The following is a 14,308-nucleotide window of genomic DNA, read 5'->3' on the forward strand; positions in this document are numbered from 1 at the left end:
GCTTTTTTTTGATTTAAATAAAGTAACCTTTTAGGCTGTCGATACGCTTTAAGGCGAGTATGCTAATTGAATGAATGGTTTTATTGGTGTTTGCATTCTACTTTTGGATTTGAAGTATCGAGTGGATTATGAAAAAAATGTATGTGTTATTGCAATGTCTCTTTATAGCCAGCTTAATTGGGTGTGGAACGCCTGAAGGTGGCGGTGATGCTACGTCAGATAATGGTGCGACAGACGATGGTACGACAGACGGTGGTACGACAGACGGTGGTACGACAGACGATGGTACGACAGACGATGGTGCGACAGACGGTGGTGCGACAGACGGTGGTACGACAGCCAGTTTACCAAGTACGATAACGTCTTTAATTGCTACGGCAAAGAATGAATCCGTTGATCTGACTTGGTCAGCGGTAGAGGGAGCCGACAGTTATACGCTTTATTATGCTGTTGAGAGTATGGCGGGTTTATCCAGTTTATCTGAGGTGGTTGCTTTATCTGGAGGGCGAATTGTAGGAAGTCTGTCAGAGTTAAGTGTAGAGTTGTTAGACCTGACTAATGGAACGGAATATTTCTTTACCATGACGGCGGTGAACAGTGTCGGTGAAAGTGGCCGAAGTGCTGAGGTGAGAGCCATTCCTTTGGCGGATAACGGTTCGCCACAAAATCTTGTGGCTGAGGCTGGAAATCAAAGTGTTGAACTAAACTGGTCTAAGGTGGACGAAGCGGATTCATACAATGTGTATTATTCGACAGAAAGCTTTTCGTTATTAAATGATGTGGCTAACTACGCGTCTTTAGAAAATGGTGAGCTTATTACGGATACGCTTACGACAACGAGTATCGTGAGTGGTTTAACTAACGACACCCCTTATTTTTTTGTTGTTACGGCGGTTAGTGCCGGTGTAGAGGGGTTGATGAGTAATGAAGTGACGGCGACACCTACTGCGTTGGCTGCAGGTGTGACGGCTTTCTCGTTGGCTGATACTGGTATTGATTTTGGTATAGAGTTTCCTGATTATGTAAATGACTCTAATGCGACAGGTCAGCATAATGTTGGCTGTGACGGTGATTTTATCGCACAACAAGACTGCTCTATTGGATTGGATTCAACCAATAATGATAATACGGATGGTTTTGCTGGTTTTCGCTATACAAAATTGGATGCGCTTGGGTCTCCTTTGGAGCCAACTGAGGCATTTTGGAATTGTGTGAAAGATGATGTAACAGGCTTAGTGTGGGAAGTGAAGCAAGGAGGGAGTGGCTTTAAGGGCGATGAAGGATTGCATGATGTTGACGATATTTTCAGTTGGTATAATTCGGACATGGCTGAAAATGGACGTGACTCAGGGGGAGAAGATAGCCAGCCATTAGCCTGTTTTGGCTATACCACGGCAGAGGAAAACTTATGCAATACAGAGTCTTTTGTTGCACGTGTTAATAAAAGTAAATTATGTGGAATAGAAACTTGGCGTATGCCGACGCCAGATGAATTGCTTAGTTTAGTGAATTTCGGTAATGGGTCGCCTTCAATAGATACAGCGTATTTTTCAAATACAACAACAGGTACAAAATTTTGGACAGATGGGCCTGACCCTGAAAATACTGAGAGTCATAAGGCATGGGTTGTGCTGTTTGATGTGCAAAATGCGGCCACACTAACTGGAGGTAACTTGATTCTATCTGAGTCAAAGGTGGCTGGTCGTGCTGTTCGATTAGTAAGTGGTGGAGAATAATTATGTTGAAAGCCATGCGTGGGTTGGTCTGCTTGAGTTATATTGGGTTATGTTCATTTTCGTATGCTGAGACACAAGTCAATTGTAAGCCTGATAATATTGTGGCCAGCACGCCAACGACTCGTTTTACGCTGAATGCAGATGAAACGGTAACAGACTTAAAGACTGGGTTGATGTGGAAGCAATGCCCTGAAGGCATGTCAGGAAGTCAATGTGACGTTGGCAGCGCAAGCGTCGCTTTTTGGGATGTATTTCTAAGAAGTGTAGAGGTGTTGAATGCGGGGGAGGGGTTTGCGGGCTTTAATGATTGGCGAGTACCGAATGTTAAAGAGCTGAGGTCAATTGTCGAGGCCCAATGCTATCGACCTGCTATTAATCTAGAGGTGTTTCCGAATACACCCATTGTGAGTTTTTTTACTTCAACGCCAGTGAAAGACATTTTTCGTGACAATATTTGGGTTGTTGAGTTTATTCATGGAAGAATAGAGTCCAAACGCTTAAATGTCAGTGGCTCGCTTCGTTTGGTTCGTAATGCTGAGGTGAATTGAGTTGAGTTAGCTGTATTATGAAATAAAAATCACCAACCAGCTCTGGTTGGTGATTTTTATTAGAGTCACTTTTTTGCTTAAGCTTAAGCTTTCTTGAACGCGTTGATCAGTGCTTGAGTCGAGGCATCCAGTGCGCTGTTGTCGCTGTCGCTAACAAGGCGGTTGTAGATGTCTGTTCCCAATACTTTGCCGAGTTCTACGCCCCATTGGTCGAAGGAATTGATGCCCCAAATCGTGCCTTGTACAAAAGTACGATGCTCGTAGAGGGCGATCAAAGCACCTACGGTGGCGGGTGTCATTTTATCGGTTAATAGGGTGTTGCTTGGGCGGTTGCCCTTGATCACCTTGTGTGGTGCAATTTTGGCGACTTGTTCGGCGGTTGCACCTGCATCACGCAGTTCTTGCTCTGCTTGGTCTAATGTTTTACCGACCATCAAGGCTTGTGATTGGCTTAAGCAGTTAGCAAACAATTGTGTATGGTGTTCGCCAATGGGATTGTGAGACGCTAATGGAGCGATGAAGTCCACAGGCACCAGGCGCGTGCCTTGATGCAATAGTTGATGGTATGCATGTTGCCCGTTGGTGCCAGCGCCACCCCAGATGATTGGGCCCGTGTCTGTTTCTATGTCATCACCATTTAGTAGATTTGCTTTACCATTACTTTCCATGTCGAGCTGCTGAATGTGAGCGGGCATAGCGCGTAGATAATGATCGTAAGGAATTAAAGCGTGAGTTTGTGCATTATGGAAGTTGGTATACCAGACGCCTAAAGTGCCCATAATGACCGGTAGGTTTTCTTTAAATGGAGTGGTGCGAAAATGCTCGTCCATTTGGTGGGCGCCGTCTAGTAAGTTGTAGAAGTTATCCATGCCAACGGCGATTGCCACCGGTAAGCCAATAGCAGACCAAAGTGAATAGCGTCCCCCAACCCAATCCCACATAGGGAAGATGTTTTCTTTTTCCATACCAAAGTCGACGGCTTTTTTTACGTTGGAGCTCACCGCGGCGAAGTGTTTGCCGACGTTTTCTTGTGAACCGCCATTGCTTAGGAACCAGTCACGCGCTGCGTTAGCATTCGATAAGGTTTCTAGGGTGCCAAAGGTTTTAGAGGAGATCACAAAAACCGTTGTTTCAGGATTCACTTGTTTTAACTTGCCTGTGATGTCTGAACCATCGATGTTCGCCACAAAATGTACTTTGATGTCGTCTTTTTTATACGGCGTTAGGGCTTCTGTTACAACTTTTGGGCCAAGGTAAGAGCCACCAATACCGATAGATATGACATCCGTAATGCGTTTTCCTGTGTATCCTTTCCATTCGCCACTGTGCAATTGGGCTACAAATTTTTCCATTTGCTGGAGTGTCGAGCGGACTTCTTCTAATACATTGACGCCGTCAACAAGCAGAACATCCTGAGCTTGACTGGCTCGAAGTGCGATATGCAGAACCGAGCGATCTTCTGTGTTATTGATATGAGCACCGTTGAACATACCTTTTATGGCGTGTTCTAATCCGGCTTCTTTCGCTAGATCCATTAATAAAGAGAGCGTTTTTTTATTCGCACGATTTTTGGCATAATCCAGTGTCCAGCCTGCCGCTTTTGCTGTGTACTGTTGAGCGCGTAGTGCATCGCTTTCAAACAAGGACTTCATGTTAACAGATGCCATTTCTTTTTGGTGTTCTGTTAATGCTTTCCAAGCCGTTAATTTTGTGGGTGAACTCATTACAATCTCCCTAGTTTGTTGAGGCATCTAGACATAACTGTGCTTGAGTTAGGTTAGGGCCTCATTGAAAGTGAATTAGGCTAATTCAACGCGCAAGTTGTCTATAAGACGCGCGCTGCCTAGATGTGCCGCCGCCAGGATGACGAGGCTTTTCTCTTCCTCTGATGGTGTTTGTAAATTATCTTGTGCGCGTATTTCAAAATAATCACGACGGAAACCAACCGCTTCAAGCTTCTGTTGAGCTTGTTCGCGAATGTCCTCGTGACTCGCACGGTTTGCAATAAGCTGTTCTTTTGCCCAAAGCAAGGTTTTATACATTGTAGGTGCGATGTTTCTTTCTTCTTCTGTAAGGTAGCCGTTACGAGAGCTCATTGCTAGGCCATCACTGTTACGTGCTGTATCTATGCCAATGACCTCCACATTTGAGCTCAGGTCACGAACCATGTCTTCAATGACTTTTAATTGTTGGTAATCTTTGTTACCAAAAATTGCAAAGTCTGGCTGTACAATGTTAAAAAGTTTAGTCACAACTGTGGCAACACCAACAAAGTGTCCAGGTCGGCTGGCGCCACACAAAATGTCTGAGAGGCCAGATACTTCTATTTGAGTTTGGCTGCGCTTTCCATCTGGGTACATTTCAAGTGCGTCTGGTGCAAATAGATAATGGCAACCATTCTCTAAAAGAAGGGCTTGATCTTCTACTAATGTGCGAGGGTATCGCTCAATGTCTTCGCTTACTCCAAATTGCATTGGGTTAACGAAAATAGAGGCAACGATGACATCCCCTTCATTTTTAGCTCTTCGAATAAGGCTCATATGTCCATCATGAAGGTTACCCATAGTTGGGACAAACACAATGCTTTTATCTTTTAGTCGCTCCGCTTTTAAAGCGGCTCTTAATTCTTTGACGGTATGACATGTTCTCATGATTAGAAGCCGTGCTCATCTGCTGGGAAGGTTTGATCTTTAACTTCTTGGGCGAAGGCTTCAAATGACTCTTGAATTGAGCGTCCATTGGTTAAAAAGTTCTTAACAAATCTTGGGCGTTTGCCTAAATTAATGCCTATCATGTCGTGTAAAACAAGTACTTGACCATCGGTGTGTTGTCCTGCCCCTATTCCAATTGTCGGTACTTCGACCATTTGCGAGATTTCTTTGCCAAGCTCTGTAGGAATGCATTCGTAAAGTAAAATGTCGGCTCCAGCGTTAACTAGATTAAGGCTATCTTGTTTGATTTGGTCTGCGGCCGAGTCTGTTTTGCCTTGAACTTTATAACCTCCCAGCTTATGTACAGCTTGAGGTGTTAGGCCTAGGTGGGCACAAACCGGTATGCCTCTTTGAGACAGAAGTTGAACCGTATCGCAAAGCCAGCTGCCACCTTCTAGCTTTACCATGTTTGCTCCAGCTTGCATCAGCTTGGCCGCATTATCCAGAGCAAGCTCGGGTTTGCTGTAGCTCATAAAGGGCATATCGGCTAATAAAAAAGCATGAGTGTTACCGCGTTTTACGGCTCTAACGTGGTAGCACATCTCGTCAATGGTAACGGGTAACGTGCTGTCTTGGCCTTGTATTACCATGCCCAAAGAGTCGCCAACTAAAATAGTTTCAATACCAGCTTCATTCATAATGTGAGTAAAGGTCGCATCGTAGGCGGTAAGACAAGTAAACTTTTCTCCTTCGGCTTTCATTTTCTTTAAACGGCTTAAGGTTACTGGATTACTGAGTTTTTTCTTTGAAGTATCGGCGTACATAGTTTTCTTCTTATAGGCAGACTAAGTCAGTTGTGTTGATTCGAAGTAAATGCTCTTCAACGGTTTTGCCATTTGATAGTAGCATTTTCGGTGTAATATCGGCGAGTGGCTTAATTACAAAACCGCGTTCCAGCATATGTGGATGGGGCACAGTCAATCTTGGTAACGAAAGAGTATCATTATTGATAAGTAGAATGTCCAAATCTAAGGTTCTTGGACCCCAATGACGATCTCTGATTCTATGGTGGTCTTGCTCAATTTTTTGCAATGTATCAAGTAGCTGGATAGGGTTTAGTGTGGTTGAAAATGCGGCTACAGCATTAACAAAATCGGGCTGGTCTTGGGGCCCTACTGGTTTGCTAGAATAAAAATGAGAGACGACTAGGTCATAAACATCGGCTCGTGAACTTAATTCTTTTAGTGCACTCTCTAGCTGCAATAGCGGCTCGTTAAGGTTGCTGCCCAGCCCAACATAAACCTTATTCATCAGGCATTACATCCTTATTGGTTGCTGTGACTCTTTTAGCATTAGGCTTACGGCGACGAGGTCGGCGTTTTGTGGCTGTTTTTTTGCCATTTTTTAATGGGTCAGCTTTGTTGATTAGCACCGATCTTTCTTTATCGGTGGCGTCTTGGAATTCTTGCCACCAAGACCCCAGGTTGTCTAAATCAGAACCGCTGTCTTCCCTGATCAAAATGAAGTCAAAAGCCGCTCTAAAACGAGGATGCTGTTCAAGAGTGAAGGCTCGTTTTCCAAAGCGTTTAGGTAATCTAAATTGTAGATCCCAGATTTCCCGCATAGGTGTCGAAAAGCGTCTTGGAATTGAAGTGTGTGCAACCTGATTATCTAATACTAATGAGGCGGCTTGGTGGAGTGCTGGCGTTTCAGGTAGTCCTTGTGCTAAAAATTCTTCGTGTCGGTATAGGACTTTTGGCCAAAGTAAAATAGCATACAAGAAGTAAGGTGCGGTGCTCTTTCCGTCTTGTATTCGATTGTCTGTATTGGTTAGGCCCTGCAGAATGAATTTCTCAACATCGACACTTTGACTTTTCCAGTTATTGCGAATCAGAGCGTCGGTTTCAGGAAATAAATAACGGAATAGTCCATATTTTCGCAGTAGATGGTAAGTGGCAACACCATAGCCACTGCCGAGTAATTTTAACACTTCTTCAAAAAGCCTGGCGGGTGGGATATGGTCCAGTAAGTGAGCCATATCTTTCATTGGTTTCGCCGTATTTTCTTCAATATCAAAATTAAGCTTAGCGGCAAAGCGAACTGCTCTTAACATACGAACAGGATCTTCCTGGTAGCGTTGGCTGGCATCGCCAATGATTCTGACTTGCTGCTTTTGGATGTCTTCAAGGCCACCGCAATAGTCATGGATACTAAAGTCAGCTACATTGTAATAAAGTGCGTTGAAAGTGAAGTCACGTCTCTGGGCGTCTTGTTCAATATCTCCCCATACGTTGTCTCTTAAAATGATGCCATGAGACGAGCGGGCGGAATCTTTGTCTTTCAGACTGACGCGACTTTCTTTATTATTGTCAGTGTCATTGGGTGGCGTGGCGTTCGCTCTAAATGTTGATACTTCAATAATTTCACGGCCGTAGGTTACGTGCACCAAACGAAAGCGTCTACCTATCAGTCGAGAATTTGAAAAGATGGCATGCACTTCTTCTGGTGTGGCGTTTGTGACAACATCAAAGTCTTTTGGTGTAATATCGATTAAGTGGTCTCTGATGCAGCCACCAACTAAGTAAGCATCGAAGCCTTCTTTGTTGAGGCGGTAGAGCACTTTAATTGCATTTGGACTAAGGCCAGAGCGTGATAGTGTGTGTTGGTCACGCGGTATCACAATCGGATACGTTGTTGTTTTAGGAGCAAAGAGTGAACTTGCTTTTTTAGCTAGATATTTAAATCCTGTTAGCATTGGAATACAGACTATTAAATTGACGACTGAAGCATTTTACACGTGTAATGCAAAACTTTCACTTGAAATAAAAAGATGTAACTAAGAGATAAGAAATTAAGAGAGGAAGCGATAAACAAAATAATCGCTTTGGATACATGAAGATATTAGTTCCGAAAACAAAGTTGGTGCTGCTGTTGCAGTTCTACTCAAAACTTATTTTTATTATTGCAATGTTTTCATTGCCCGAAGGCTTATATATCTAAAAAGATCAATTATCCAAAGCGATTTTTCTATCCCTAGCCTCAGGTTTTATTTTTATTTTAAGAGGCTAAGGTGTTCCAATATGTTATTTTTATTTTTAGGAACTTACATTCGACGACTAACTTTATTTTTATTATGGTCTGTTTTGTTATCGTTGTGTCCGTATTAGAGCACAAGCTGTGCCAATTTTATTATGTTTCTGATGTGTAAGGTTTTTTTGTTTTTTTTATTACAAAAATTACAAAATCATTAAATTAAGTGTGTGTGATTTTGTATCAAGTGTTACTTTTTGGTGTTACTTTTCTTTCTATTCCTAGCTTTTTTCTTCTTTCCCATAAACTTTTTCTCGAAATGCCCAAGGAGTGTGCAAGTTGGGTCTCAGTTAATGCATTTTGCTTCCTTAATACGACGTATTTAAGGTACCCATCAAGGGTTAGGTCATCGTTTATGGTATGTGCTTCTTTTGTTTGTTGATTTTTTTGAGTTTGTTGCGGGATTTTTAAGTTGGCAGGGTCAATTTTATGCGGGCCGCTTAAGATGGTTGCTCGTTCAATCGCATTCTCAAGCTCTCTAACGTTGCCTGGCCAGTTGTGCGCTCTAATGGCTTTATCAAACTCTTTTGTGTACTTAAGTTTTGTTTTGTGATGCTTTTCACATACTTTATATAGCAGGGTTTCTGCTATTAAAGAAATGTCATCTCCTCTTTCTCTAAGTGGCGGCAGGATAAGCTCCATCACATAAAGTCGATAATACAAATCCTCCCTGAATAAGCCTTTAACAACCATGTCTTGTAAGTTTCTATGGGTTGCTGTTACCAATCGTATATTTACTTTGGTAGAAGAGACCGCGCCTACTCGACGAATTTCTCCTTCTTGCAATACTCTCAGTAACCGAGCTTGAGCCTCAAGGGGAAGCTCGCCTATCTCATCTAGGAACAAGGTGCCGTCATTAGCCGCAAAAATTAAACCATCTCGGGCACTTGCGGCACCAGTGAATGCGCCTTTTTCATGTCCGAAAAGCTCTGATTCTATTAGGTTTTCTGGGATGGCTGCACAGTTTACGCTGATTAAGGATTGGCGTTTTCGATGGCTTAAATTGTGTAGTGCTTTTGCAACGAGCTCTTTGCCTGTACCGGATTCTCCTCGGATAAGAACGGTCACATCCGTGCCTGATATTTTTTGCATATCACTAAAGAGTGCTTGCATGGCTGGGCTGCTGCCAATAATGCCGTTGGCTCGAATTTGTAAGTGTAAGGCTTCGTCTTTACTGCCGCTATTGGCAAATAAATTGGTCTCCGAGGGGCTTTTGTCAAAGGCTTGAATGATCTTTTCAAGTAGTTTTGCAGATGTTGTTGGGAGTGGCAAATAGTCAAGAGCGCCTTCTTTGATCATGAGGGCCGCTTGATCTATGGAGGGCTCGCTGTCTAATACTATGACAGGGCAAGGGGCAAAGCTAAAGTTGACTGGTGTTTCTGAGAGGGCGTTTGAGTCTATTAGGATTAAGTCAATAACATCGATATTATGTTCCTGTTTAATGTGCTCGATGCTGTCGCAAGAGCTGACTTGGAAGCCGTTACGAGATAGCCATTGTGTGGCGGGGGTTAAGAGAGAATTTTTGGGGTGTATTAATAAAATATTTTGCATTCATAGGGCCTAGAGCTAATAAGTTACCGTCAATAGTGTCACTAATAGTAACGTGTTGTAACGATTATACACTGTAAAAATAGGCTGGATGGTGGTTTTTATTGTGTGGGTCTTTGGTTATTGGTCTTGATCGGCTAAATGAGCGTGTTCAGACTTAATCTGGAGTGCGCTCTTGAATCTCAAATGGGCTGGTTGCCAGTGTAGGATCGCGTGTTTTATTGTGTCTTTAATTGTATCGCAGTGGCTTGGGGGGATACATAAGTATGATAAAGCGGCATTGAGTGTGTATAAGTCTCCTTCAGGTAGCGCTTGTGCATGGTTTTGTTTGCTTATTTTTTGCTTTCTAGGATCGAGTAGGAGCGGGATGTGGCCGATGGATGGAGGGGTCCAATTTAGCCGTTGGTATAAAAAAAGTTGTGTGTCGGTGGTTTCAAGTAAGTCTGAACCTCTAATTATATGAGTGATGCCCTGAAGATGGTCATCCACCACAACGGCCAGTTGATAAGAAAAAAAATGATCTTTTCGTTTCAATACGGGGCAATTAGATTGCGAGTTTATATGGAAGTTAAGGGGGCCTTGTATTTTATCATTGTAATGAAAGCTTACTTCTTGGCTCTGCAGTCGCCAAGAGTGTGGGGTGTTTGTTGTGCTGCTGCAAGGGCCTATGTGCTGGTTGGAAGCGGCTTGGAGAGTTTGACGTGTGCAGTTACATGGGAAAACATAGCCAGCTTCTTTTAGCTGTTCTAGATAATGTTGATACACCTTGGTTTGTTGCGATTGCACAATTATTGGGCGGTCGCTTTCCATGCCGTAGCTTGATAAACAACTTATTATAGTCTCTGTATAAAGAGGTTTGCATCGAGTTCCATCGACGTCTTCTATTCTAATAAGCCATTCGCCATGGTTTTTTTTTGCATCTAAATAGCTTGCAAGGGCACAAACCAGCGACCCAAAATGAAGAGGGCCAGTTGGCGAGGGTGCGAACCGACCTACATAGGAATTATGCATACTCTTCATTGAAGCTATTCAGGCGCTCTTTTAGCGGCCTACTTGCTTCTCTTTGATTTCCGCAAGTGTTTTGCAATCAATGCAAAGTGTTGCTGTTGGGCGCGCTTCTAAGCGACGAATACCAATCTCAATGCCGCAGTGATCACAGAAGCCATAATCGTCTTCTTCAATCTTCTCAATGGTCTTATTGATCTTTTTAACCAATTTTCTTTCACGATCACGAGTACGAAGTTCAAGACTGAATTCTTCTTCTTGGCTTGCTCGGTCATTTGGATCAGCGTAGTTAACAGCTTCTTCTTGGAGGTGGTGAACCGTGCGATCAACCTCTTCCATTAAGTTCTGTTTCCAGTTTCGCAGAATGCTTTTAAAATGCTCGCGCTGAGCTTCGTTCATGTATTCTTCACCAGCCTTAGCTTCGTAAGGAGTGAAGTCTTTCATTAATGACTCTGGATTCATATTTGGCATGTACATTTGCCTCACTTCGCAGGTTGTTTTAACGCTAACCTGTAAACAATAATTAAGGGTGGTATATTGAGGGCGGAAACTTATCAAATTATTGATCATGAAACCACATTTTTTGATACTTTCTGGCAATCCTTTTTAAAAAAAGACGATTTAGATGAGGAAAAGACATAAATTATGGGTAATTTAGCAAAAAGAGTGCAAGCAATTGCTCCGTTTCATGTCATGGCTATTTTGAATAAAGCGAAGATGTTACAAGCTTCAGGTAAGGATGTTATTCATTTAGAAGTTGGTGAGCCGGATTTTGTCGCAGATGAATCAGTGGCAAAGAGCGGTATAGACGCCATTCAACAACGTAAAACAGGCTACACCTCGGCCACTGGTTTGCCTGAATTAAAGCGAGCGATTGCTTTGCATTACCAGAAAAAATACAAAACCGATGTTTCTCCTGAAAGAATTATCGTTACTCCAGGGGCTTCAGGCGCGTTGATCTTACTTTCGTCTTTAATGGTTGATAGCGGTGATAATGTTTTAATGCCTGATCCATGCTATCCCTGTAACCGGCATTTTCTGGTGCAGGTGGGTGCAGAAGCAAAATTGATTAATACCGATGCCAGCAATCAGTTTGCAATTGAATTAGAGAGCTTGGCTGATTATTGGGATGAACAGACTTCCGGTCTATGGCTGGCCTCACCGGCAAATCCAACAGGAGCCGTGCTTAGTCAAGCCTATATTGAAAAGGCTTATGAAAAAGTGGTGCGTTTTGGTGGGCACCTTATGGTGGATGAGATTTATCAGGGGCTGGTTTATGAGGGAGAAGACATGACAGCCTTGTCTATTTCTGAAGATATTTTTGTCATTAATAGTTTCTCAAAATACTTTGCTATGACAGGGTGGCGATTGGGCTGGATTGTGGTTCCTGAATGGGCCATCGATGGGGCGACTAAGCTTGCGCAGAACCTTTTTATCTCAGCGCCAACAGTGTCACAGTATGCCGCTGTCCAGGCGCTAGAGTCCTCGGTGCTTGATGAATGTGAACGCAGGCGGCAAAGATTAAATGAAAGGCGGCTTTATCTATTAGAGGGGTTAGCTCGATTAGGCTTACCTGTTGTAGCACCAGCGCAAGGTGCGTTTTATGTTTTTGTGGATGTGTCTGGTATTACCGATAACGCTATGTCGTGGTGTCTGGGGTTACTGGAAAAGTATTATGTTGCCTTGACTCCGGGCGATGACTTTGGGTTTTATAATTCACATAAGTACGTTCGCTTTGCTTATACCTGTGATGAAGCTCGTTTAGAGGAAGCGTTATTAAGGATAGAAGCGTACATCACTCAAGAGAGCTAAAAAATAGACAAGGTAGGGGGTGTGTTTCCCTATCTTGTCTGTTATATAGCCATTAGATTGAAAACGATTAGAGCTATTTGTAAAAACGGCTTATTTCCTTCAATACATCAATCGTTACGGCCGCTGGCATGGTGAGATTGGAAGGCTGCTGCTGCGGATCCGTAATTTCATATTGGCCTGTAGGGAAGGTTGTGATCAGGCGGTCTGGCATAATCACACCATAATTGAAATAGCTGTGTACTAAAAGCCAATCCCTTCCCCCTTCTTCAAAAAGTGAATGGCCGCTACTGTAGCTTTGTATGGGTTCTTTTACTGAGAATGCTTCTTGTAATATTGTGGGTACAATGTCGTAGTGACTTGTGCGGTACTCGATTGTTTTTGCTGGTTTTTTGGGCCAGATTATTAACAAAGGCACCTGAGTTTGATGTGGTGTGAAATTGCTGCCATGTCCCCAATAATTTAATTTTGTCTCGTTAAACTCTTCCCCATGATCTGATGTAATTACAATAATACTGTTGCTATATAAATCTCGTTTTTTTAAATCATCAATGACGTTTTTTATCTGTGCATCAACAAAATGTAGCGCAGTTCTATAACGGTTTTTATAGGGGATTGGGTCAAAATCTGGCCCTAATTTAACGTGATCAACTCTGTCCCAATAAGGCTTAAATTTAGGTTCGTAGTCTTCCGGTGGGGCGTAGCCGTGTGCGGCATCAAAGAATAAAAAGCCAATAAAAGGTTCTTGCTGGTTTTGATCTAAAAAGGTTTGAAAGTTCTTCACCATTTGAAGATCTCTTTGAGCCGCGGTATTGCCTTCTGTCATCGTTGTAAGATTCTGGATGCTGCTGAAGACATTACGATGAAAGCTTGGGTTTATTAATGGCCCAGAGCCAAAGATGCCCGTATTATAACCCTCGTTTTGTAATGTCTGAAAAAAAACGGGAGCGTGTTGTGCTGCGGTGAAAGCATCCCAGTACGTCGCAGGTAGTGCATAAAATAAACTGAAAATCCCTCCTTTTGTAACGTTGCCGCCGCTGTGGTGATCCTTAAAGTATTGTGCGTGCTGCGCTTCTGTTAGCTTAAACGTATTCGGTGTTGTGACTGGCTCAAAGGCATCTGCCCGCCATGCATCAACGGTAATAAATATAACGTTTTGCCTCTCATTTGAGTGGGTCTTAAAAGGCGTCGTAGGGTAAGATAGATCCGAACGGGTATGCTGGTTATTTAGCTTGGGTTGTTGGTTTACTTGATGAGCATCAATCCAGCCATGTTTCGCCATAAACCGTACTGCGGTTGCTGGTTGGTAAAGAGGTATGTGGCGTGTCATGGCACGTATTTCGGTGTTACCATGGGCATCAAACCAAATGTGGATACCGTTCGCGCTTAAAAAGCTTATTAAAATTAAGGTAAAGCCAATTCGTATCGGTGCTTTTCTTTGCTTCGAGATTCTTTTTATCGAAAAAAATAGTAAAAGGAAAATCAGCGTGCATAAAGCAAAAATACCAATTATCGATAATAAAATTGAGTACCATGAGAGGTGGATGATTTGGCTGCCACCTTCCCCAAAGGCTAGGTTCCAAATAAAGCCGCTTAAATGAAAGCGATATAAAGAATATATTTGAGTGTCTAGTGTGAGTAGTAGGAGTACTGAACAAGCGCTTAACCATAATAGTAGGGTGTTTATGATTTTTTGCCTTATCAAGGTAACCAATAAGGATATAGGAAGTGTTAATATCACGCCTAAAATGCCTATTTGTCCAATAAAAGCGACACTTAAATAACCCGCACCCAGTGTGCTAGAAACGTGTATATAGGAAAGATATTGCAGTGAAATACCATAGGATAAAATAATACAAGATAGACTAAACAGCCACGATACTTTGAACCATTGTAAACGTGTTAAATTGGGTATAATCAT

The 14,308-nt window shown here is 42.7% G+C and carries 12 protein-coding genes; 3 read left to right on the forward strand and 9 right to left on the reverse strand.

From position 1 onward, the window contains the following. Positions 1–128 precede the first annotated feature (128 nt). Together IEZ33_RS02365 and IEZ33_RS02370 are read left to right on the forward strand one after the other, a co-directional pair. Positions 129–1,736 carry an Lcl domain-containing protein gene (locus IEZ33_RS02365; protein ID WP_191602137.1) on the forward strand — a complete coding sequence of 536 codons (1,608 nt, stop codon included), beginning with the start codon at positions 129–131 and terminating at the stop codon, positions 1,734–1,736. A 2-nt stretch (positions 1,737–1,738) separates the two neighbouring features. Next, entirely contained in the window at positions 1,739–2,284 is a 546-nt protein-coding gene (locus tag IEZ33_RS02370) for an Lcl C-terminal domain-containing protein (RefSeq protein ID WP_191602138.1), read from the forward strand. An 83-nt stretch (positions 2,285–2,367) separates the two neighbouring features. Here the strand turns inward: IEZ33_RS02370 and pgi are convergent, their stop codons facing one another. The 8 genes from pgi to dksA all read right to left on the reverse strand — a co-directional run bounded on the left by pgi (position 2,368) and on the right by dksA (position 11,049). Further along, positions 2,368–4,008, reverse strand: a complete 1,641-nt coding sequence (gene pgi, locus IEZ33_RS02375) for a glucose-6-phosphate isomerase (protein WP_191602139.1) — start codon at positions 4,006–4,008, stop codon at positions 2,368–2,370. Positions 4,009–4,083: 75 nt separating this feature from the next. Beyond that, on the reverse strand, positions 4,084–4,935 hold the full coding sequence (panC, locus tag IEZ33_RS02380; protein ID WP_191602140.1) for a pantoate--beta-alanine ligase: 852 nt from the start codon (positions 4,933–4,935) through the stop codon (positions 4,084–4,086). Positions 4,936–4,937: 2 nt separating this feature from the next. Beyond that, the gene (gene panB, locus IEZ33_RS02385) at positions 4,938–5,759 is read right to left on the reverse strand and encodes a 3-methyl-2-oxobutanoate hydroxymethyltransferase (RefSeq protein ID WP_191602141.1); all 822 of its coding nucleotides are present in this window, start codon (positions 5,757–5,759) and stop codon (positions 4,938–4,940) included. A 10-nt stretch (positions 5,760–5,769) separates the two neighbouring features. Further along, positions 5,770–6,246: a 2-amino-4-hydroxy-6-hydroxymethyldihydropteridine diphosphokinase gene (gene folK / locus IEZ33_RS02390; RefSeq protein WP_191602142.1), complete on the reverse strand. Its 477-nt coding sequence runs from the start codon at positions 6,244–6,246 to the stop codon at positions 5,770–5,772. Continuing rightward, complete coding sequence (pcnB, locus tag IEZ33_RS02395; protein ID WP_191602143.1) at positions 6,239–7,690, reverse strand: polynucleotide adenylyltransferase PcnB; 1,452 nt, start codon at positions 7,688–7,690, stop codon at positions 6,239–6,241. Before pcnB ends, folK begins: the two co-directional genes overlap by 8 nt. 518 nt (positions 7,691–8,208) lie before the next feature. Next, the gene (locus tag IEZ33_RS02400; RefSeq protein WP_191602144.1) at positions 8,209–9,576 is read right to left on the reverse strand and encodes a sigma-54-dependent transcriptional regulator; all 1,368 of its coding nucleotides are present in this window, start codon (positions 9,574–9,576) and stop codon (positions 8,209–8,211) included. Positions 9,577–9,693: 117 nt separating this feature from the next. Further along, a complete protein-coding gene (gene gluQRS, locus IEZ33_RS02405; RefSeq protein ID WP_191602145.1) occupies positions 9,694–10,584 on the reverse strand; it encodes a tRNA glutamyl-Q(34) synthetase GluQRS in 891 nt (296 codons plus the stop codon). Positions 10,585–10,614: 30 nt separating this feature from the next. After that, positions 10,615–11,049, reverse strand: a complete 435-nt coding sequence (dksA, locus tag IEZ33_RS02410) for an RNA polymerase-binding protein DksA (protein WP_420844868.1) — start codon at positions 11,047–11,049, stop codon at positions 10,615–10,617. 174 nt (positions 11,050–11,223) lie between these two features. On the opposite strand from dksA, the gene IEZ33_RS02415 reads away from it, so the two are divergent. Further along, the gene (locus tag IEZ33_RS02415) at positions 11,224–12,390 is read left to right on the forward strand and encodes an aminotransferase class I/II-fold pyridoxal phosphate-dependent enzyme (RefSeq protein WP_191602147.1); all 1,167 of its coding nucleotides are present in this window, start codon (positions 11,224–11,226) and stop codon (positions 12,388–12,390) included. A 73-nt stretch (positions 12,391–12,463) separates the two neighbouring features. Here IEZ33_RS02415 and IEZ33_RS02420 read toward each other — a convergent pair whose 3' ends face one another. Further along, positions 12,464–14,308: a DUF3413 domain-containing protein gene (locus IEZ33_RS02420; RefSeq protein ID WP_191602148.1), complete on the reverse strand. Its 1,845-nt coding sequence runs from the start codon at positions 14,306–14,308 to the stop codon at positions 12,464–12,466.

This window comes from Marinomonas algicola (assembly GCF_014805825.1).
Lineage (GTDB): Bacteria > Pseudomonadota > Gammaproteobacteria > Pseudomonadales > Marinomonadaceae > Marinomonas > Marinomonas algicola.